Origin of the sequence: Amycolatopsis sp. lyj-23 (assembly GCF_046549135.1) — a bacterium.
In the GTDB taxonomy this organism is placed as follows: Bacteria; Actinomycetota; Actinomycetes; order Mycobacteriales; family Pseudonocardiaceae; genus Amycolatopsis.
In genome coordinates this window covers 335,570-352,590 of record NZ_JAJPWN010000004.1, presented here as the reverse complement: position 1 = coordinate 352,590, position 17,021 = coordinate 335,570, and the positions used below count along the sequence as shown (strand labels likewise).

Sequence of the window (17,021 nt, the reverse complement as noted above, 5' to 3'; positions counted from 1 at the left end):
GCCGCCGCGATCACGCGGTGGTGGGAGCGAGGACACCCGGAGCGAAGCCCATGAACCGCTGGGCGAGCCGGGTGAACGGCTCGGCCGAGCCGGTGGCGAGGAACTCGTGGCGCGGCGGGGTGTCCCGCGTGGCCAGCAGGTCCCGCTCGGTGAGCACCCGGACGAGGTCCTTGGCGGTCTCGTCCGCGCTGCTCACCAGGGTGACCTCCTGGCCCATCACGATCTGCAGCACCCCCTGCAGCAGCGGGTAGTGCGTGCAGCCGAGCACGAGCGTGTCGACCTGGGCGTCGAGCAGCGGCTGGAGGTAGCCCTGCGCGAGCCCGAGCACCTGGCGGCCGGTCGTGATGCCGCGCTCGACGAAGTCGACGAACCGCGGGCACGCGACGCTGGTCAGCGTGATGTCCGGCGCCGCGGCGAAGGCGTCTTCGTAGGCCCGGGACCGCACGGTGCCCTCGGTGCCGATCACGCCGACGCGGCCGGTGTGCGTGGCCACGACGGCACGGCGGGCGGCGGGCAGGACCACCTCGATCACCGGGACGTCGTAGCGCTCGCGCGCGTCGCGCAGGCAGGCCGCGGACGCCGTGTTGCAGGCGATCACCAGTGCCTTCACGCCGCTTTCGACCAGCTCGTCGAGCGCGGCGAGCGCGTAGCTGCGGGCGGTGGCGATCGGGAGCGGGCCGTACGGGTTGTGCGCCGTGTCCCCGACGTAGCGGAGCTGCTCGGCGGGCAGCTGCTCGAGGACCGCCCGCGCGACCGTCAGCCCGCCGACGCCGGAATCGAACACGCCGATCGGGGCATCAGCGGGCGAAGACGTCACCCTTCGAGGTTACCCGGGACGGCCGGGCGGGACCGCCGGGTGGTCAGCCAGGCCGCGAGGACACCGGCCAGCGCGCCGAAGACGTGGCCCTGCCAGGAGACGCCGGGGTTGCCCGGCAGCAGCCCGGCCAGCATGCCGCTCCACACGCCGAGCAGGACGACGGCCACCACGATCTGCCCGGCCGCGCGGTTGAAGAGGCCGCGGACCAGCAGGTAGGCGAGCCAGCCGAAGGCCAGCCCGGACGCGCCGACGGTGACGCCGTCCGACGGCCCGAGCAGCCACACGCCGAGCCCGGAGACCACCCAGATGATCGCCGTGACCAGCGCGAACCGGCCGATCCCGGCGGCCATCGCGAGGAAGGAGAACACGAGGACCGGGACGGTGTTCGCGAACAGGTGCGACCAGCCGGCGTGCAGGACCGGGGCGAACAGCACGCCGTCCAGGCCGGACAGCGACCGCGAGTGGATGCCGCCCTGGTCCAGGTCGGCGGGCAGGATGACGTCGACCAGCTCGACCAGGTAGAGCAGGAGGGTGAACGACAACGCGACGATCGCGGCCGCCACCGGTTTCGGCGGCAGCACGCGCTTCGCGGCGTCGGTTTCCGGGGCGGGGTTCAGGGTGCTCACCCTTGGAGGCTACGGCGGGCCGTGGCCGCGCCACCTCGGGTGAAATCCCTGATCCGCCGGTTTTGTCAGTGGTCGCCGCTAGCGTGACCGCATGGACGTCACCGGTTACCTCGCGCGGCTCGGCCTCGACCCCGAGCCGCCGAGCCTGGCGGCGCTGCGGCGCCTGCACGCGGCCCACGTGGAGCGCGTGCCGTACGAAGCGCTCGAGATCCAGCTCGGGCGGAGGACCCCGCTGGAGCCGTCGGCATCGCTGGCGCGGATCCTGCGGGGCCGCGGCGGGTACTGCTACCACCTGAACGGCGCTTTCTCGGCGCTGCTGCACGCGCTCGGCTACCGGGTCACGCGCCACCTGGGCGGGGTGCAGGGCAGCGCGGCGGACGCGCCGAACGTCGACCGCAACCACCTGGCCCTCACCGTCACGGGCCTGCCGGAAGACCCGTCGGTGGCCTGGCTGGTGGACGTCGGGCTGGGTGACGGCCCGCACGAGCCGCTGCCCCTCCGGGAAGGCACCTACGTCCAGGGCCCGTACACCTACCGGCTGCGGCCGTCGGAGGTGGCGCCGGGCGGCTGGCGCTTCGACCACGACCCTTCGGGCAGCTTCGCGGGCTTCGACTTCGCGCCCGGTCCCGCGGAGATGGCGGACTTCGCGGCGAAGCACGAGTGGCTCTCGACGGCACCGGAGTCCGGGTTCGTGCGGGTCTGCATCCTCCAGCGGCGGGACGCGGCGGGCGCCGACACCCTGCGGGCGCTCACCCTGAACCGCCACGGCAGCAAGGAGCTGATCGGGACACCGTCGGACTGGTGGACGGCGGCGGCCGACGTGTTCGGCGTCCCGCCGGCGCAGTTCACCGCCGAGGAGCGCGAGCGGCTGTGGCGGCAGGTCGTCGCCCAGCACGAAGCCCACACGAGCGGCGAGGCGGTGGTCGGCGTGTGAACTCAGGCGGGCGGCACCGGCAGCGCGGCCTCGCCCAGTGCGTAGGCCACCGCCGCCTCGGCGTGCAGGCGGGTCGTCGGGAACGTCGGCACCGGGCTGTCCTGCGGCCCGACGAGCAGCTCGATCTCGGTGCAGCCGTAGATCACGCCCTCGGCGCCCGCATCGGCCAGCCGCGCGATCACGCCGCGGTAGGCCTCGCGCGACTCCGGCTTCACGACGCCGAGCACCAGCTCGTCGTAGATGATCCGGTGCACGAGGTCGCGGTCCTCGGCGTCCGGCACGAGCACGTCGAGCCGTGCGCGGCGAGGCGGTCGCGGTAGAAGGGCTGGGCCATGGTGAACCCGGTGCCGAGCAGACCGACGCGGCGGACACCGGCGGCCTCGATGGCCGCCGCCGTGGCGTCGCCGATGTGCAGCAGCGGAATGCCGAGGCCGTCTTCGAGCTGGTCGGCGACCTTGTGCATGGTGTTGGTGCAGAGCACGACGAAGTCTGCGCCCGCGGCCTCGAGGGCCTTGGCAGCGCGATTGAGCTCGGCGCCGGCCTCGTCCCAGCGGCCGGCGGCCTGCATGGCTTCGATCGAGGCGAAGTCGACGGAGTAGAGGACGGTCTGCGCGGAATGGAACCCGCCGAGAAGGGTCTTCACCCGTTCGTTGACGAGCCGGTAGTACTCGATCGAGGATTCCCAGCTCATGCCGCCGAGCAGCCCGATGACCTTCATGGCGACAGCATGCCCGAACCCCGCACCGCGGTCGCCGGGGTTTCGACATCGCGGAAGCTCCAGTACGGCTACGGCCTGGCGGACGAGCCGTTCGCGGAGCTGGTGCGGGGTAGAGCCGACCCGGACGCGTTCCTGCGCCCACTGAGCAAGCCGCCGAAGCGCCCGGCCCGAGCTCTAGGAGCTCAGGCCCAGAGCTGTCCGTCGAGCCGCTCGGCCGCCTCGTCCAGCGAGCCCGAGTAGGCCCCCGTCGAGAGGTACTTCCACCCCGCGTCCGCGACGACGAAAGCCACGTCCGCCGCCTCGCCGCGCGCCGCGGCCTTCTCGGCCACCGCCAGCGCCGCGTGCAGGACCGCGCCCGTCGAGATGCCCGCGAAGATGCCTTCGTGCTCCAGCAGCTCGCGCGTACGCCGCAACGCGTCGTACGCGCCCACGGAGTACCGGCCGTTGAGCACCGACGCGTCGTACAGCTCGGGCACGAACCCCTCGTCGAGGTTGCGCAGGCCGTACACCAGCTCACCGTAGCGCGGCTCGGCCGCGATGATCTGGACGTCCGGCTTCGCCTCGTGCAGGTACCGGCCGACGCCCACCAGCGTCCCGGTCGTGCCGAGGCCGCCGACGAAGTGCGTCAGCGTCGGCAGGTCCTTGAGCAGCTCTGGGCCGGTGCCGCGGTAGTGCGCGTCGGCGTTGGCCGGGTTGCCGTACTGGTAGAGCATCACCCAGTCGGGGTTGGCCTCGGCCAGTTCCTTCGCCCGCCGGACGGCCTCGTTCGAGCCGCCCGCGGCCGGCGAGAACACGATCCGCGCGCCGTACGCCTGCAGCAGCTGCTTGCGCTCGGTCGAGGTGTTCTCCGGCATCACGCAGACCAGCCCGTAGCCCTTGAGCTTGGCGGCCATGGCCAGCGAGATCCCGGTGTTGCCCGACGTCGGCTCGAGGATCGTGGAGCCGCGCCGAAGCTTGCCTTCGCGCTCGGCGGCTTCGATCATGGCCAGCGCGGGCCGGTCCTTGATCGAGCCGGTCGGGTTGCGGTCCTCCAGCTTCGCCCACAGCCGCACGTCGTGCGTCGGGGAGAGCCGGGGCAGCCCGACCAGGGGCGTGCCGCCGAGCGCGTCGAGCAGGGACTCGAAGCGAGCCATCGATCAGCCACCGGCCACGGCGGGGAGGATGGTCAGGGTGTCGCCGTCCTTGACCTCGGCCTCGAGCCCGCCAGCGAAGCGCACGTCCTCGTCGTTGACGTAGACGTTGATGAAGCGGTGCAGCTTCTCCTCCTTGACCAGGCGCGCCTTGAGGCCGGCGTGCCGGGACTCGACGTCGTCGATGACCTCGAGGACGGTCGCGCCCTTCGCCTCGACGGACTTCTCGCCGCCGGTGTGGGTGCGCAGGATCGTCGGGATGGAGACGGTCACGGCCATGGGTTCTTACCTCCGGTGGGTTCTTACACGCAGACGCCGGTGGCGCGGCGGTTTATTCCGGTCGTCAGTCGATGATCTCGACCGGCTCCTCGGTGATCTCGGCGTCCACGATCCGGTACGACCGGAACTCGTGCACTTCGGGGTCGCGGGTGGAGACGAGCACGTAGTGCGCGTCCGGCTCGGCCGCGATGTTCGCGTCGGTCCGCGACGGGTAGGCCTCGGTCGCGGTGTGCGAGTGGTAGATCACCACCGGCACCTCGTCGTTCGCGGCCATCTCGCGGTAGAGCTTCAGCAGGTCACCGGAGTCGAACTCGTAGAACGTCGGTGACCGGGCGGCGTTCAGCATGGGGATGAACCGCTCGGGCGAGTCGGACCCCTCGGGCCCGGCGATCACGCCACAGGCCTCGTCGGGGTGGTCACGACGGGCGTGGGCGACGATCTCGTCGACGAGTTCACGGCGGATCCGGAGCACACCGACATCTTAGGTGGTGGACAAAGCCGGTCCAGATGATGAGACATACCGCTCACCTGCCGTTCCTGGGACACTGACGGGGTGCCGCTGTCGTCGAAAGTCCGCGATCGGTGCCGGGTGTACCTGGGCACGGACGAGCGCATCCAGTACCTGATCCCGGGCATGTCGCTGTACGTCAACCGCATGCACGCGCGGGTCGGCTTCCTGGTCATGGTGACCGACCGGCACGTCACGCTGCTGGCCTGCAGCCGCTGGTCCCTGAACCGGCCGACGCAGATCTGGGAACGCCTGCCGCGCAGCACCGAGCTGGGCCCGCTGGAGATCCACCCGTCCCTCGGGCCGATCCTGTCCGTCGGCGGCATCGACCTCGAGATCGACGAGGAGTACGTCGCGGCGGTCCGCGCGGCGAACCTGGAGATCACCGGCGCCGCCGGCCTGCCCGAGGACCCGTACCCGGGCGGCTGATCCACCGGCCGCGCGCGCACCGGCAGAATCGGGTCATGCCGATGCCCGCGCACGTCCGCGAACGCTGCCGCAAGTTCCTCGAAGACGGCGAGTCGATCCAGTACCTGATCCCCGGCATCTCCCTCTACGTCGACGGCGTCCGCACCCGGGCCGCGTTCTTCGTCGTGGTCACCGACCGCGCCATCACGGTGCTCTACGGCGGCCGGTTCCGCCGCTACACGCCGAAAGCGGTCTTCGACCGGCTCCCCCGCCGCACCGAGATCGGCCCGGTCGAGGTCCAGCCGTCGCTCGGCCCGGTGCTGTCCTTCGCCCGGCTGCACCTGGAGATCGACGAGGAGTACGTCAGCGCCGTCCGCGCGGCGAACCTCGAAGGTGCCCGCGACCTGCCGCCGGATCCGCTGCCGGACCTCTAGCCGAACGCTTCCGGCCAGACGTCCCGGTAGGCGGGCACCCCGCCCGCGGTGGTCGCGGCCAGCACGCCGTGCACCATCGCCCTGGCGAAGACCCGGGCCGCCGCCGCGCACAGCGCGTCCAGCGCCGCCGGGCGGGCCGCCGGGCCGGGCGCCGCCGGCAGCTCGCGCGCGCCCGTGGCCAGCGCGAACACCGTGTCGCCGTCGAACATCGTGTGGGCCGGGCGCACGGCGCGCGCCAGCCCGTCCTGCGCCGCCACCGCCAGCCGCCGCGCTTCGGCCTTCGAAAGGGCCGCGTCGGCGGCGACCACGCCGATCGTCGTGTTCAGGTCCGTCCGCCGCGAAGGCAGCTCCACGGGCCGCGAAGGCCAGGTCACGCCGAAGTCGCCGTGGTCGGCCGCGTACGCCCGGCCCGTCGCCGGGTCCACGGCCTGGCCGGCCGCGTTGACCACCGCCAGCGCCCCGACCGTGCACTCGCCGACGACCTCGCTCGCCGACCCGATCCCGCCCTTCAACGACCCCACGGCCGCGCCCGCTCCGGCGCCGGCCGTCCCCTGCGCGAAGGACGTCGAAGCCGCTTCACAGGCCGCGTAGCCGAAGGACGCGTCGGGCCGGTTGCCCCACTCGCTGCGCGGCAGGTCGAACAGCACCGCCGCGGGCACGATCGGCACGACCTCGTGCGGCTGCGTCCCGACCGGAAAGCCCAGGTTGCGCTCCGAAAGCCACCGCATCACGCCGTCGGCCGCGGCGAGGCCGTACGCCGACCCGCCCGACAGGCACACGGCGTTGACCCGCTGCACCAGGTTCTCCGGCTCGAGCAGGTTCGTCTCGCGCGTGCCGGGTGCGCCGCCGCGCTGGTCGACCGCGCCGACCGCACCCCCGGGCACCAGCACCACCGTCGTGCCCGTGGCCCAGCCGTCGCCGACCCGCTCGTGGTGCCCGACCAGGACACCCGGCACGTCGGTGATCATCCCGTCAGTGCCTGGATCAGCGTCTCCTGCACCCAGGTCAGCCAGTGGTAGACGCCGAGGTGCGGCGCCCGCGGGTCGTCCTCGGGCAGCTCGTCGGGCATGTCCTCGGTGACGTCGAGCGCGGTGCCGAGCGCCAGCCGGACGTCGTTGAGCGCGCCCAGCCAGGCGTCGGCCTGCTCCTCGGTCAGCCGGACGTGGCCGCCGTCGCGGGGCAGCGTGTCGAGCACGATCTTGGCCACGCCGACCTTGATGTCGAGCAGCTCCGGCTCGTGCAGCGACCGCATCGCCGCGACCGAGTCGATGTCCTCACGGGACGGGTTGTCCGGGTCGAGCTTGTGGAAGTCCGGCAGCAGCCGCGAAAGCACCGGGTCGTCCGGGGACTCGGTCGGCCCGGTCCGGATGCCGGTGAGCTCGGCGAGCTCGTCCTGCGGGGCCTCTTCGGCGCGCGCGGTGAGCATGTCCTCGAGCTGGCTGACCAGCCCGCGCAGCACGGCCGCTTCCTGCTGCTCGAACCCCGCGTGGATCACCGCGCCCTTGCGCCGCCAACCGTTCACGAGGGCTGCTCCATGGTCGCCCAGAGGCCCGCCGCGTGGAGTTTCGCCACGTCCACCTCGACCTTCTCCTTGCTGCCGGACGACACGATCGCCTTGCCCTTGTGGTGCACGTCCAGCATCAGCTTGGTGGCGTGGTCACGGCTGTAGCCGAACAGCTTCTGGAAGACGTACGTCACGTACGACATCAGGTTGACCGGGTCGTTCCACACCACGGTCCGCCACGGTGTGTCCGACTCGGCGACTTCCGCACCGGCCGGTTCGACCTGCGTCTGTTCGGATGCGACAGGCGTGGACATGCACCCCATGGTGTCACGGGGGTCACCGGGTACGCCGCGCCAGGTCCGGCCATGTGGGTGAATAGGCTTACCCCATGGGTTCACCGGAACCGGCCACGGCCAGCACAGCGCTGCTCACCGACCACTACGAGCTGACCATGCTGGGCAGCGCACTCGCGGACGGGACGCACGCGCGGCCCTGCGTGTTCGAAGTCTTCGCCAGACGGCTGCCGGACGGCCGGCGCTACGGCGTCGTCGCGGGCACGGCCCGCGTCCTCGACGCCATCGCCGACTTCCGCTTCACCGACGCCGAGCTGGCGCAGCTCGAGGCCACCGCGGTCGTCGACGACGCCACGCTCGCCTGGCTGGCGGACTACGAGTTCTCGGGTGACATCGACGGCTACCCCGAGGGCGAGCTGTACTTCCCCGGCTCGCCGATCCTCACCGTCACCGGCTCGTTCGGCGAATGCGTGCTGCTGGAGACGCTGGTCCTGTCGATCCTCAACCACGACAGCGCCATCGCGTCGGCGGCGGCCCGGATGTCCGGCGCCGCGCACGGCCGCCCGATCATCGAGATGGGCGGCCGCCGCACGCACGAGTACGCCGCGGTCGCGGCCGCGCGCGCCGCCTACCTGGCCGGCTTCGCGACGACGTCCAACCTGGAAGCCGGCCGCCGCTACGGCATCCCGACGCGCGGCACCGTCGCGCACGCCTTCATGCTGCTGCACGACAGCGAGGAGGCGGCCTTCCGCGCCCAGGTGGGCAAGATGGGCCCGGACACGACGCTGCTGGTCGACACCTACGACATCACCGCCGGCATCGAGACGGCCGTCCGCGTCGCCGGGCCCGAGCTCGGCGCGATCCGGATCGACTCCGGCGACGTCGGCCCGCTCGCCCGCCGCGCGCGCGAGCAGCTGGACTCCCTCGGCGCCAAGGACACCCGGATCGTGGTGTCCGGCGACCTCGACGAGCACGCCATCGCGGCGCTGCGCGCGGAGCCGGTGGACGCCTACGGCGTCGGCACCTCGGTGGTCACCGGGTCCGGTGCGCCGACCGCGGGCATGGTCTACAAGCTGGTCGAGGTGGACGGCAAGCCGGTCGCCAAGCGCAGTGCGCACAAGGAGTCGCGCGGCGGCCGCAAGTCCGCGCTGCGGCGCCACCGCAGCACCGGCACGGCGGTCGAAGAGGTCGTCTGGACGACTTCGGGTGCCGCCCCCGAGGCCGAGGCGAACGACCGGCCGCTGCAGATCCCCCTGATCCGCGGTGGCCGTCCGGAGCCGGACCTGCCTACGCTCGACGACGCGAGGCAGCGGCTGCGCCGCGGCCTGGTCAGCCTGCCGTGGGAGGGCCTCAAGCTCTCGCACGGCGAGCCCGCGATCCCGACGCAGTTCCTGTGACCGAAGCTGTCTGAGAGGAAGGCCGACCGATGGCGACCGCGCTGATCGTGGTGGACGTGCAGAACGACTTCTGCGAAGGGGGTTCGCTCGGCCTGCCGGGCGGGGCGGCCGCGGCCGCCGGCATCTCCAAGCAGGCCGCGGAAGGCGGGTACAGCCACGTCGTGGCCACCCGGGACAACCACATCGACCCCGGTGACCACTTCAGCGAGACCCCGGACTTCAAGGACAGCTGGCCGGTGCACTGCGTCGCCGGCACGCCGGGCGCGTCGTTCCACCCGGCGCTCGACGTCGTCCCGATCGGCGAGGTGTTCTCCAAGGGCGAGTACAGCGCTGCGTACTCCGGCTTCGAGGGCGCGGCCCGCGACGGGAAGTCCCTGGAGGCGTGGCTGCGCGAGCACGACGTGACCGATGTCGACGTCGTCGGCATCGCGACGGACTTCTGCGTCCGCGCGACGGCGCTCGACGCGGCGAAGGCCGGCTTCGGCGTACGAGTGCTGCTGGACCTGACCGTGGGCGGTTCGCAGCCGACGGTGGACGCGACGCTGAAGGACTTCGACGAAGCGGGTGTCGCCTACACCGGCACCGCCGCCGTCGGCCCGGCCGCGTGAAGGACCTGCGGGCGGCGCTGGCGGAACACCGGCTCGTCGCGATCCTGCGGGCCGTCGACGCGTCGCGGTTCGCCGACGCGGCGATGGTGCTGCACGCGGCGGGCGTCCGCCTGCTCGAAGCGACGCTGACGACGCCGGGTGCGCCCGCGGCCATCACCGCGCTGCGCCTGGCGCTGGGCGAAGACGCGCTGATCGGCGCGGGCAGCGTCCGCGAGCCGTCCGATGTGGACATCGCGGTCGACGCGGGCGCCGCGTACCTGATCACGCCGACGGTCAACCCGGCGGTGCTCGAGCGCGCCGCGGCCCGGGACACGCCGGTGGTCTGCGGGGCGCTGACGCCGACGGAGATCGACCAGGCCTGGCGGCTCGGCGCGGCCGCGGTGAAGGTGTTCCCCGTCGCCGCCGTGGGCGGGATCGCGTACCTGCGCGCGGTGCGGGCGCCGCTGCCGGACGTCCCGCTGGTGCCCACCGGCGGCGTCCACCTGGCCGACGTCGAGGGCTACCTGCGCGCGGGCGCGATCGCGGTCGCCGCGGCGACGCCGTTGCTGGGCGACGCGCTGACCGCCGGCGGCAGCCTGCCGGACCTGGCCACGCGGGCGGGCGAGTTCGTCGCCGCCGCTGCCCGCTTCACCACCGCCTGATCACTTCTTGCCGAAGGGGTCGCAGGCGGCGGTGCCCAGGTAGATGTCCCCGCTCGCCGGGCCGCCCTGCGGGAACAGCTTGATGTGCACCGCGTGCGTCACCAGGCTGCCGTCCGGCGGCTGGGGCGTCACGGTCTCGTTGAGGACGACCGTCGCCAGCGCCGTGCCCGCCGCGCCGCCGGGGATGACGATCCGGTAGTTCGGCGGGATCTCCGACGGCACGGTGACGCCCTCGACGGCGCCGACCGCCACCTCGCCGACGCTGCCGGTGTCCGTCGTGGCGCACTTCGCCGAGAACGTGCGGACGGTGAGCTCCGGACCGCCGTAGCGCTGCAGCACGGTCGCCTTGAAGCGGCGCCCGGCCGCCTCGGCGATCGACGTCGCGCCGGACCGCCCGCAGCCGGTGTCCCCGGAGCCGAACACCGCGATGTCGCCGGTGGCGCCCCCCTGCGTCCAGCCCTTGTAGGGGCCGTCGACGGTGCACTTCGCCAGTTCACCGGTGACGACGTGCTCGTTGTCGATCAGCACGTCCGCCGAGCCGGACGACGCCCATCCGGTGGACGTGACGGGGGGCGCCGCGCCGAGGAGCGGAACGGCGAGTGTCGTCACGGCCAGCAACCGGTATGTCCTCTTCCTGGCGGTTCGCACGCTTCGGCCTCCTCGGTTCCGTGACAGATCGCAGCTGTGCACTTCGTCATCGGCCGATCCGGCGCCGGCCCTGATCGGGTCCACCCGGACGAGTGGCCGGTGAGGAAGGCAACTCGGCGGGTCCGCGGGACGGTAACGAGCGTTAACCTCGGTCGTCGCCTGTTCTCCTCGGGAGGTTTCGTGTCTTCGCTGTCCTTCGCCGGCAAGCGGCCCGTCCTGGCCGACCTCGTCCCCGGCTCACTCGTCCGGGACATCGCGCTGGTCGCCGGCGGTGCCGTGCTCACCGGCGCCGCCGCGCAGCTGACGATCCCGGTGCCGGGCAGCCCGGTGCCGATGACCGGCCAGACGTTCGCCGCGCTGCTCGTCGGCGCGTCGCTCGGCATGTCGCGCGGTGCCGCGTCGATGCTCGTGTACCTGCTGGTCGGCGCGGTGGGGGTGCCGTGGTTCCAGCACGGCACCTCGGGCCTGTCCGGCGCGAGCGCCGGCTACATCGTCGGGTTCGTCTTCGCCGGTGCCATGGTAGGCGCGCTCGCCGGCCGCGGCGGCGACCGGACGCCGGTGCGCACCGCGGGCACCATGGTGCTCGGCAACGTGGTGATCTACGCGTTCGGCGTGCCGTGGCTGATGGCCGCGACCGGGTTCGACCTGTCCACGGCCTTCGCCAAGGGTGTGGTGCCGTTCCTGATCGGGGACGCGGTCAAGATCGTGGTGGCCGCCGGGCTGCTGCCGCTGACCTGGAAGCTCGTCTCCGGCCGCAACCAGGACTGACGCTCGCCGGGGGACCTCTCGCGTGGGAGGTCCCCCGCGACGCGAGTGGCCCGTTCGCGACGGAGCACCGATCTCTGTCGGTGGTGGCGGCTAATGTGTGTCGCTGTGCCCGCCCGAACCGATTTCCCCGGCGTCCTCGAACTCCTCACCCACGCGGTGGAGTCCGTCGGCGGTGCCGAACGCCCGGGCCAGGTCCAGATGGCCGACGCCGTCGGCCGCGCCATCCGCACCGGTGAGCACCTGGCCGTGCAGGCCGGCACCGGCACCGGCAAGTCACTGGCCTACCTCGTGCCCGCGATCCGTCACGCCGTCGAGAAGGAAGCCACGGTCGTGGTCTCCACGGCGACGATCGCGCTGCAGCGCCAGCTCGTCGACCGCGACCTCCCGCGCCTGGCGAAGGCGCTGAAGAAGCCGCTCGGCCGCGAACCGACCTTCGCCATCCTCAAGGGCCGCCGCAACTACATGTGCCTGCACCGGCTGGATTCCGGCGCGCCGGACGAGCCGGAGGACGCCCAGCTCTTCGACCCGTTCGCGGTGTCGCGGCTGGGCAAGGAGGTCACGAGGCTGCGGGAGTGGGCGTCGGACACCGAAACCGGCGACCGCGATGAGCTGGTCCCCGGCGTCACCGACCAAGCGTGGCGTCAGGTTTCCGTGACGGCGAAGGAATGTCTCGGCGCTTCGCGCTGTCCGATCGGCACGGACTGCTTCGCCGAGAAGGCCCGCGCCGAGGCCGGCCGGGCGGACGTCATCGTCACCAACCACGCGCTGCTGGCGATCGACGCGCTGCAGGGCTACCAGGTCCTGCCGGACCACGACGTGGTGATCATCGACGAGGCCCACGACCTCGTCGACCGGGTCACCTCGGTCGCCACCGGCGAGCTGACCAGCGCGATGTGCGCGGCGGCGGCGCGCCGCTGCGGCAAGCTCATCGACGCCGACGTCGCCGACGGCCTGCTGGAAGCGGGTGACGGGCTGGCCCTGATCCTCGACGACCTGCCCGCGGGCCGGCTGGACGAGCTGCCGCGGCCGCTGCAGGGCATCATCCCGGCGGTCCGCGACGCCGCCCACCGGTGCATCACGGCGCTGGGCAACGACCGCAAGGAGGACGTCGAGGGGGCCACCGCGCGCAAGCTGGCGCGCTCGCTGCTCGACGAGGTGCACGACACCGCGGTCCGGTTGCTGGAGGCGTACGACGAGGACCAGGCGCACCAGCGCGACGTCGTCTGGCTGTCCGGCGACAAGTACTCGTCGAACCCGCGGCCGCCGGCGTTGAAGGTGGCCCCGCTGGGTGTCGCCGGTCTGCTGCGGGAGCGGGTGTTCAACCAGCACACGACGATCCTGACGTCGGCGACGCTGACCTTGGGCGGCACGTTCGACACCATGGCGCGCCAGTGGGGGCTCCCGCCCGGCGCGGCCCGGGTGGAGCAGGCACCCGGCGCGGCGACGGAGAAGGAAGCGCCGTCGGACGACTCGGGCCCGAAGTGGACCGGGCTGGACGTCGGCTCGCCGTTCGACCACCGGCGCAACGGCATCCTGTACCTGGCCAAGCACCTGCCGCCGCCGGGCCGGGACGGCCTGACGTCGTCCACAATGGACGAACTGGCCGAGCTGATCGAGGCCGCGGGCGGCCGCACGCTCGGGCTGTTCTCCTCGATGCGGGCAGCCAAGCAGGCCACCGAGGAGATGCGGGGGCGGCTGGACTTCCCGATCCTCTGCCAGGGCGACGACGCGACGTCGCTGCTGGTCCAGAAGTTCTCCGAGGACGTCCGCACGTGCCTGTTCGGCACGCTGAGCCTGTGGCAGGGCGTGGACGTCCCCGGGCCGTCGCTGCAGCTGGTGGTGGTCGACCGGATCCCCTTCCCGCGCCCGGACGACCCGGTGTCCTCGGCGCGGCAGCGCGCGGTCGAAGCCCGCGGCGGCAACGGGTTCCTCACCGTGGCGGCCACGCACGCGGCGCTGCTGCTGGCGCAGGGCACCGGGCGGCTGCACCGGTCGGTCAGCGACCGCGGAGTCGTGGCGGTGCTGGATTCGCGGCTGGCGAACGCCCGCTACGGCGGCTTCCTGCGCGCGTCGCTGCCGCCGTTCTGGCCGACGATGGACCCGAAGGTGGTGCGGGAAGCACTACGCCGGCTGGACGCAGCCGCGCCCGCGTGACGCGGTCCACAGCCGCGCCCGGTACGGTGAAGTCACCGAAGCAACAAGGGAGCACCGGTTGACCCAGGATTCGTCCAGCGCCCAGTCCCGGACCGTCAGCGTCGACGACACCGGAGTGCGGCGGCGGCTCGCGGACGGCAGCGAAGAGGCCGTCACGTGGGCCGGCCTGTCCTCGGTGATGGTGCGGGTCATCCCCGACGGCCCGTGGAACGAAGACGTGTTCTTCATGCTGGTCGGCACCGACGGCAAGGGCACGGCGGTCCCGAGCGGCGACCCGGCGGCCGACGCCCTGATCGAGCGCCTGCAAGCCCTCCCGGGCTTCGACAACGAGAAGTTCATCGAGGCCATGACGACCGACGCCGACCAGGCCTACGTCGTCTGGGAATCGGCCCAGAACTGACGTGCGCTGCCCGGTCTGCGGCGCGGAAGACAGCCTGAGCCCGCTCGGCGAACTCGACGTCAAGTGGGAGCTGCCCCGGCTGCGGTTCAAGCGGCCGGACCTGCTCGACGCCCGCCCGGCCTTCGCCGCGAGCCGAGGCCGGGCCTGCCGATCGTGTGGTGTGCTCCTCCCGTTCCTCGACGAGAAAAAGCTCGAGAAGCTTCGCGAGGAGTTCGACGAGCTGATCCCCGTCGCGCCGGACCCTACGCCGGAAACTCCTCCGTCACCGGAATCCCCTTCTTGAGCGTCCGGCTCACCGTGCAGAGCCGCTCGATCGCGCGGTCCACCGCGCCGGCGAGCGCTTCCCGCTGATCCGCCGCCAACGTCGACACGTCGACATCGAAAGCGACGTGGACGGCGTCCAGCTCCGAAGCCCCTTCGCGGCGGTCCGCGGTCACGGTGACGCGGAACTTGGCGTCTTCGCCGATCCGCCGGGTGATCAGCTCTTCCGCGGTCACCGCGTTGCAGCCCGCGGCCGCGATCTGCAGCAGTTCGGCGGGCGAGAACGCCCCTTCGGCGCCCTTGCGGCCCAGCCGGACCTCCGCGCCGCGCTCGTTGCGCCCGACGAAGGCGTGCTCGCCCGTGCGTTCCACTTCGAGTGTCATGCCCGCTCCAACCGGCTCAGCCTGCCGCTTGTTCCGGCGCCCACTGGGCGAGAACCGTGATCGTGCCGGGGTCGACCTCCGTGAACCCGGCGTCCCGCACGGCGACAACGCGGTCGCGCCGCCACGCACCCTCGGGGTCGTCGCCGGGGTGCAGTTCCTTCCACTGCACGGGGCTCGCCGTGCGCACGGCAACCCGGAAGCCTTGAGCGGCCCAGGCCGCCCGCTCGGCGTCGCCCAGCAGTGCGGCGAGGATCATCGTGGCGTGCCCCACCTGGGCCACGCCCTTGCCGACGGTCATCGGGACGTGCGGGTTGAGCAGCAGCAGCGGGACGCCGTCCGGGATCGGGCCCGGCTCGTCCGGCGGCAGCTCGCTGCCGGAGATCTGCAGCCGCGCGACTTCCTTGGGCGTCTCGGTGACGAGCCCCGGCACGAGCGCCCGCGCCTCGGCGCCGTCGACCTCGACGGTGATGCCCGGCAGGTCCTGCACCGCCGCCCAGTGCGCGCCCCGCGCCCGCCGCGCGACCTTCCGGATCCGGTTGTCGAGCCACGCGTGCATCGGCTCGGCCCACTCGCCGCCGGGCCGGGCACGTTCGTCGAGGCACACGGCCAGCGCCGCCGCGGCCGCCGCCTCCAGCAGCGGCGTGCGCCCGGGCGGCTCGGCGCGTTCGATGCGGAGGATGACCGGCATCGCGCGGACTTCCTCGGGGAGTTCGTCGGAGGTGTCCGACGTGTCTTCGGCCGGCAGGCCCAGCCAAAAGGCGTAGCGGGCGCCCAGGGGGTCGAGAACGCTGCTCACGGGCGCATCAGCTCGAGCCCGTCGGCGGCGTCGGCCGCTTCGACCTCGCCGCGGGTGAGGCCGAGCACGAACAGCACGGCGTCGAGGTACGGGTGCGACAGCGCCGTGTCGGCCACCTCGCGCAGCGCGGGCTTCGCGTTGAACGCGACACCCATGCCCGCGGCCGAAAGCATGTCGATGTCGTTGGCGCCGTCCCCGACGGCGACGCACTGCTCGAGCGGGATGTCGTACTCGGCGGCGAAGCGGCGAAGCACCTTCGCCTTGCCTGCGCGGTCGACGACGTCCCCGATGACCTTGCCGGTCAGCTTGCCGTCCACGATCTCGAGCTCGTTCGCCACCGCGAAGTCGAGCCCGAGCTCCTCCACCAAGCCGTCGATGACCTGGTTGAAGCCGCCCGAAACGACGCCGGTGCGGAAGCCCATCCGCTTAAGCGTCCGGATCGTCGTGCGCGCGCCGGGAGTCAGCTCGATGGACGCGGCGACCTGGTCGATCGCCGTCGCCGGCAGGCCCGCCAGCAGCGCGACCCGCCGCTCCAGCGACTCGGTGAAGTTCAGTTCGCCGCGCATGGCCGCTTCGGTGATCTCACGGATCTCCGGCTCGACCCCGGCGTGCGCGCCGAGCATCTCGATGACCTCGCCCTGGATCAGGGTCGAGTCCACGTCGAACACGACGAGCCGCTTCGCCCGGCGCGTGATGCCCGCCCGCTCGACGGCGATGTCGACCCCGGCTTCGACGGCGGCGTCGGCGAGTTCCAAGCGCAGCGCGGCGTCGGCCTCGGGGGTGTCCCGGTCGACCGAGACGTACAGCTCCAGCCCGGTCACGGGGTAGTCGGCGACACTGCGGATCGCGTCGATGTTGGCGCCCAGCGAGGCCAGCCGACGGGCGACCTCGGAGAAGCCCCGGGCGGTCACCGGGCGGCCCAGCACCACCAGGACGTGGGTCGAATCGCGGCGGCCGAGCGCGAACGGGTCGTCCCCGATCGCGCGGCCGATCTTGACGTCGACCTGCATGCCGACCGACGCCATCGCCTGCTCGACCGCCTCCTGCAGGCCTTCCGGGTCGCGGTAGACGCCGGCGAGCACCCCGAGCACGAGCTGCCCGCGGATGACCACCTGCTCGACGTCGAGCACGTCGACGTCGTGCCGGGTCAGCACGGCGAACAGCACGGACGAGACACCCGGCTTGTCGGGGCCGGTGGTCGTGATCAGGACGGGGGTCTGGGTCACTGGTCATCCCTCGTTCGGCAACGCTGCACGGCCAGTCTGCCGGTCCGGGGTCGGACATAAGTAGAGCGCGTGCCCGGCTTCACAAAAG

Annotated in this window: 22 protein-coding genes and 1 pseudogene; 10 read left to right on the top strand and 13 right to left on the bottom strand. The window is 72.6% G+C overall.

Annotated features, from left to right (window positions below; all coding sequences use genetic code 11):
* Positions 1 to 10: 10 nt before the first annotated feature.
* Both murI and ACLJPY_RS11070 read right to left on the bottom strand, forming a co-directional pair.
* Positions 11 to 817 (bottom strand): glutamate racemase, encoded by an 807-nt coding sequence (gene murI, locus ACLJPY_RS11075; protein ID WP_410587925.1) that lies wholly within the window; start codon positions 815 to 817, stop codon positions 11 to 13.
* Entirely contained in the window at positions 814 to 1,443 is a 630-nt protein-coding gene (locus ACLJPY_RS11070; RefSeq protein ID WP_410587924.1) for a rhomboid family intramembrane serine protease, read from the bottom strand. The genes murI and ACLJPY_RS11070 overlap by 4 nt, the downstream gene beginning before the upstream one ends.
* A gap of 91 nt (positions 1,444 to 1,534) precedes the next feature.
* On the opposite strand from ACLJPY_RS11070, the gene ACLJPY_RS11065 reads away from it, so the two are divergent.
* Positions 1,535 to 2,377, top strand: coding sequence for an arylamine N-acetyltransferase family protein (locus tag ACLJPY_RS11065; protein ID WP_410587923.1), 843 nt, complete (start codon positions 1,535 to 1,537; stop codon positions 2,375 to 2,377).
* 2 nt (positions 2,378 to 2,379) lie between these two features.
* On the opposite strand, the pseudogene ACLJPY_RS11060 reads toward ACLJPY_RS11065, so the two are convergent.
* The 4 genes and pseudogenes from ACLJPY_RS11060 to ACLJPY_RS11045 form a co-directional block, all read right to left on the bottom strand.
* Positions 2,380 to 3,095, bottom strand: a pseudogene (locus ACLJPY_RS11060) (aspartate/glutamate racemase family protein).
* Between the two features lie 182 nt (positions 3,096 to 3,277).
* On the bottom strand, positions 3,278 to 4,228 hold the full coding sequence (locus ACLJPY_RS11055) for a PLP-dependent cysteine synthase family protein (RefSeq protein ID WP_410587922.1): 951 nt from the start codon (positions 4,226 to 4,228) through the stop codon (positions 3,278 to 3,280).
* A gap of 3 nt (positions 4,229 to 4,231) precedes the next feature.
* Positions 4,232 to 4,504, bottom strand: coding sequence for a MoaD/ThiS family protein (locus tag ACLJPY_RS11050; RefSeq protein WP_176175260.1), 273 nt, complete (start codon positions 4,502 to 4,504; stop codon positions 4,232 to 4,234).
* Between the two features lie 64 nt (positions 4,505 to 4,568).
* A complete protein-coding gene (locus ACLJPY_RS11045; RefSeq protein ID WP_410567957.1) occupies positions 4,569 to 4,976 on the bottom strand; it encodes a Mov34/MPN/PAD-1 family protein in 408 nt (135 codons plus the stop codon).
* Positions 4,977 to 5,057: 81 nt separating this feature from the next.
* Here ACLJPY_RS11045 and ACLJPY_RS11040 point away from each other — a divergent pair, with 81 nt between their 5' ends.
* Positions 5,058 to 5,441 (top strand): hypothetical protein, encoded by a 384-nt coding sequence (locus tag ACLJPY_RS11040; protein WP_410587921.1) that lies wholly within the window; start codon positions 5,058 to 5,060, stop codon positions 5,439 to 5,441.
* A gap of 35 nt (positions 5,442 to 5,476) precedes the next feature.
* Positions 5,477 to 5,854 (top strand): hypothetical protein, encoded by a 378-nt coding sequence (locus tag ACLJPY_RS11035; protein ID WP_410587920.1) that lies wholly within the window; start codon positions 5,477 to 5,479, stop codon positions 5,852 to 5,854.
* On the opposite strand, the gene ACLJPY_RS11030 is transcribed toward ACLJPY_RS11035, so the two are convergent.
* The 3 genes from ACLJPY_RS11030 to clpS are packed head-to-tail and all read right to left on the bottom strand — an operon-like array spanning position 5,851 to position 7,672.
* On the bottom strand, positions 5,851 to 6,822 hold the full coding sequence (locus ACLJPY_RS11030) for a P1 family peptidase (protein ID WP_410587919.1): 972 nt from the start codon (positions 6,820 to 6,822) through the stop codon (positions 5,851 to 5,853). The two genes, ACLJPY_RS11035 and ACLJPY_RS11030, sit on opposite strands and share 4 nt — an antisense overlap.
* A complete protein-coding gene (locus tag ACLJPY_RS11025; protein WP_043776746.1) occupies positions 6,819 to 7,376 on the bottom strand; it encodes a DUF2017 domain-containing protein in 558 nt (185 codons plus the stop codon). Before ACLJPY_RS11025 ends, ACLJPY_RS11030 begins: the two co-directional genes overlap by 4 nt.
* Positions 7,373 to 7,672 carry an ATP-dependent Clp protease adapter ClpS gene (gene clpS, locus ACLJPY_RS11020; protein WP_103348337.1) on the bottom strand — a complete coding sequence of 100 codons (300 nt, stop codon included), beginning with the start codon at positions 7,670 to 7,672 and terminating at the stop codon, positions 7,373 to 7,375. The genes ACLJPY_RS11025 and clpS overlap by 4 nt, the downstream gene beginning before the upstream one ends.
* Positions 7,673 to 7,746: 74 nt before the next feature.
* Between clpS and ACLJPY_RS11015 the strand changes: the two genes are divergently transcribed.
* From ACLJPY_RS11015 to ACLJPY_RS11005, 3 genes are read left to right on the top strand one after another with little or no spacing between them, the layout of a single operon-like run.
* Positions 7,747 to 9,048 (top strand): nicotinate phosphoribosyltransferase, encoded by a 1,302-nt coding sequence (locus tag ACLJPY_RS11015; protein WP_410587918.1) that lies wholly within the window; start codon positions 7,747 to 7,749, stop codon positions 9,046 to 9,048.
* A gap of 29 nt (positions 9,049 to 9,077) precedes the next feature.
* Complete coding sequence (locus tag ACLJPY_RS11010; protein WP_410587917.1) at positions 9,078 to 9,656, top strand: isochorismatase family protein; 579 nt, start codon at positions 9,078 to 9,080, stop codon at positions 9,654 to 9,656.
* Positions 9,653 to 10,297 carry a bifunctional 4-hydroxy-2-oxoglutarate aldolase/2-dehydro-3-deoxy-phosphogluconate aldolase gene (locus ACLJPY_RS11005; RefSeq protein ID WP_410587916.1) on the top strand — a complete coding sequence of 215 codons (645 nt, stop codon included), beginning with the start codon at positions 9,653 to 9,655 and terminating at the stop codon, positions 10,295 to 10,297. The genes ACLJPY_RS11010 and ACLJPY_RS11005 overlap by 4 nt, the downstream gene beginning before the upstream one ends.
* Here the strand turns inward: ACLJPY_RS11005 and ACLJPY_RS11000 are convergent, their stop codons facing one another.
* Complete coding sequence (locus ACLJPY_RS11000) at positions 10,298 to 10,915, bottom strand: choice-of-anchor P family protein (RefSeq protein ID WP_410588284.1); 618 nt, start codon at positions 10,913 to 10,915, stop codon at positions 10,298 to 10,300.
* Between the two features lie 210 nt (positions 10,916 to 11,125).
* On the opposite strand from ACLJPY_RS11000, the gene ACLJPY_RS10995 reads away from it, so the two are divergent.
* The 4 genes from ACLJPY_RS10995 to ACLJPY_RS10980 all read left to right on the top strand — a co-directional run bounded on the left by ACLJPY_RS10995 (position 11,126) and on the right by ACLJPY_RS10980 (position 14,550).
* Positions 11,126 to 11,713, top strand: coding sequence for a biotin transporter BioY (locus ACLJPY_RS10995; protein WP_410587915.1), 588 nt, complete (start codon positions 11,126 to 11,128; stop codon positions 11,711 to 11,713).
* A gap of 105 nt (positions 11,714 to 11,818) precedes the next feature.
* Complete coding sequence (locus ACLJPY_RS10990) at positions 11,819 to 13,867, top strand: ATP-dependent DNA helicase (RefSeq protein WP_410587914.1); 2,049 nt, start codon at positions 11,819 to 11,821, stop codon at positions 13,865 to 13,867.
* 58 nt (positions 13,868 to 13,925) lie between these two features.
* Positions 13,926 to 14,267 carry a hypothetical protein gene (locus ACLJPY_RS10985; RefSeq protein ID WP_103348344.1) on the top strand — a complete coding sequence of 114 codons (342 nt, stop codon included), beginning with the start codon at positions 13,926 to 13,928 and terminating at the stop codon, positions 14,265 to 14,267.
* Between the two features lies 1 nt (position 14,268).
* Positions 14,269 to 14,550, top strand: a complete 282-nt coding sequence (locus tag ACLJPY_RS10980; RefSeq protein WP_410587913.1) for a hypothetical protein — start codon at positions 14,269 to 14,271, stop codon at positions 14,548 to 14,550.
* Here ACLJPY_RS10980 and ACLJPY_RS10975 read toward each other — a convergent pair.
* Genes ACLJPY_RS10975 through serB form a run of 3 tightly spaced genes read right to left on the bottom strand, consistent with a single transcriptional unit; the run spans position 14,510 to position 16,933 of the window.
* A complete protein-coding gene (locus tag ACLJPY_RS10975; RefSeq protein ID WP_410587912.1) occupies positions 14,510 to 14,911 on the bottom strand; it encodes an OsmC family protein in 402 nt (133 codons plus the stop codon). The genes ACLJPY_RS10980 and ACLJPY_RS10975 overlap by 41 nt on opposite strands.
* A gap of 16 nt (positions 14,912 to 14,927) precedes the next feature.
* On the bottom strand, positions 14,928 to 15,707 hold the full coding sequence (locus ACLJPY_RS10970; protein ID WP_410587911.1) for a peptidyl-tRNA hydrolase: 780 nt from the start codon (positions 15,705 to 15,707) through the stop codon (positions 14,928 to 14,930).
* Positions 15,704 to 16,933 carry a phosphoserine phosphatase SerB gene (gene serB / locus ACLJPY_RS10965; RefSeq protein ID WP_410587910.1) on the bottom strand — a complete coding sequence of 410 codons (1,230 nt, stop codon included), beginning with the start codon at positions 16,931 to 16,933 and terminating at the stop codon, positions 15,704 to 15,706. The genes ACLJPY_RS10970 and serB overlap by 4 nt, the downstream gene beginning before the upstream one ends.
* Positions 16,934 to 17,021 lie beyond the last annotated feature (88 nt).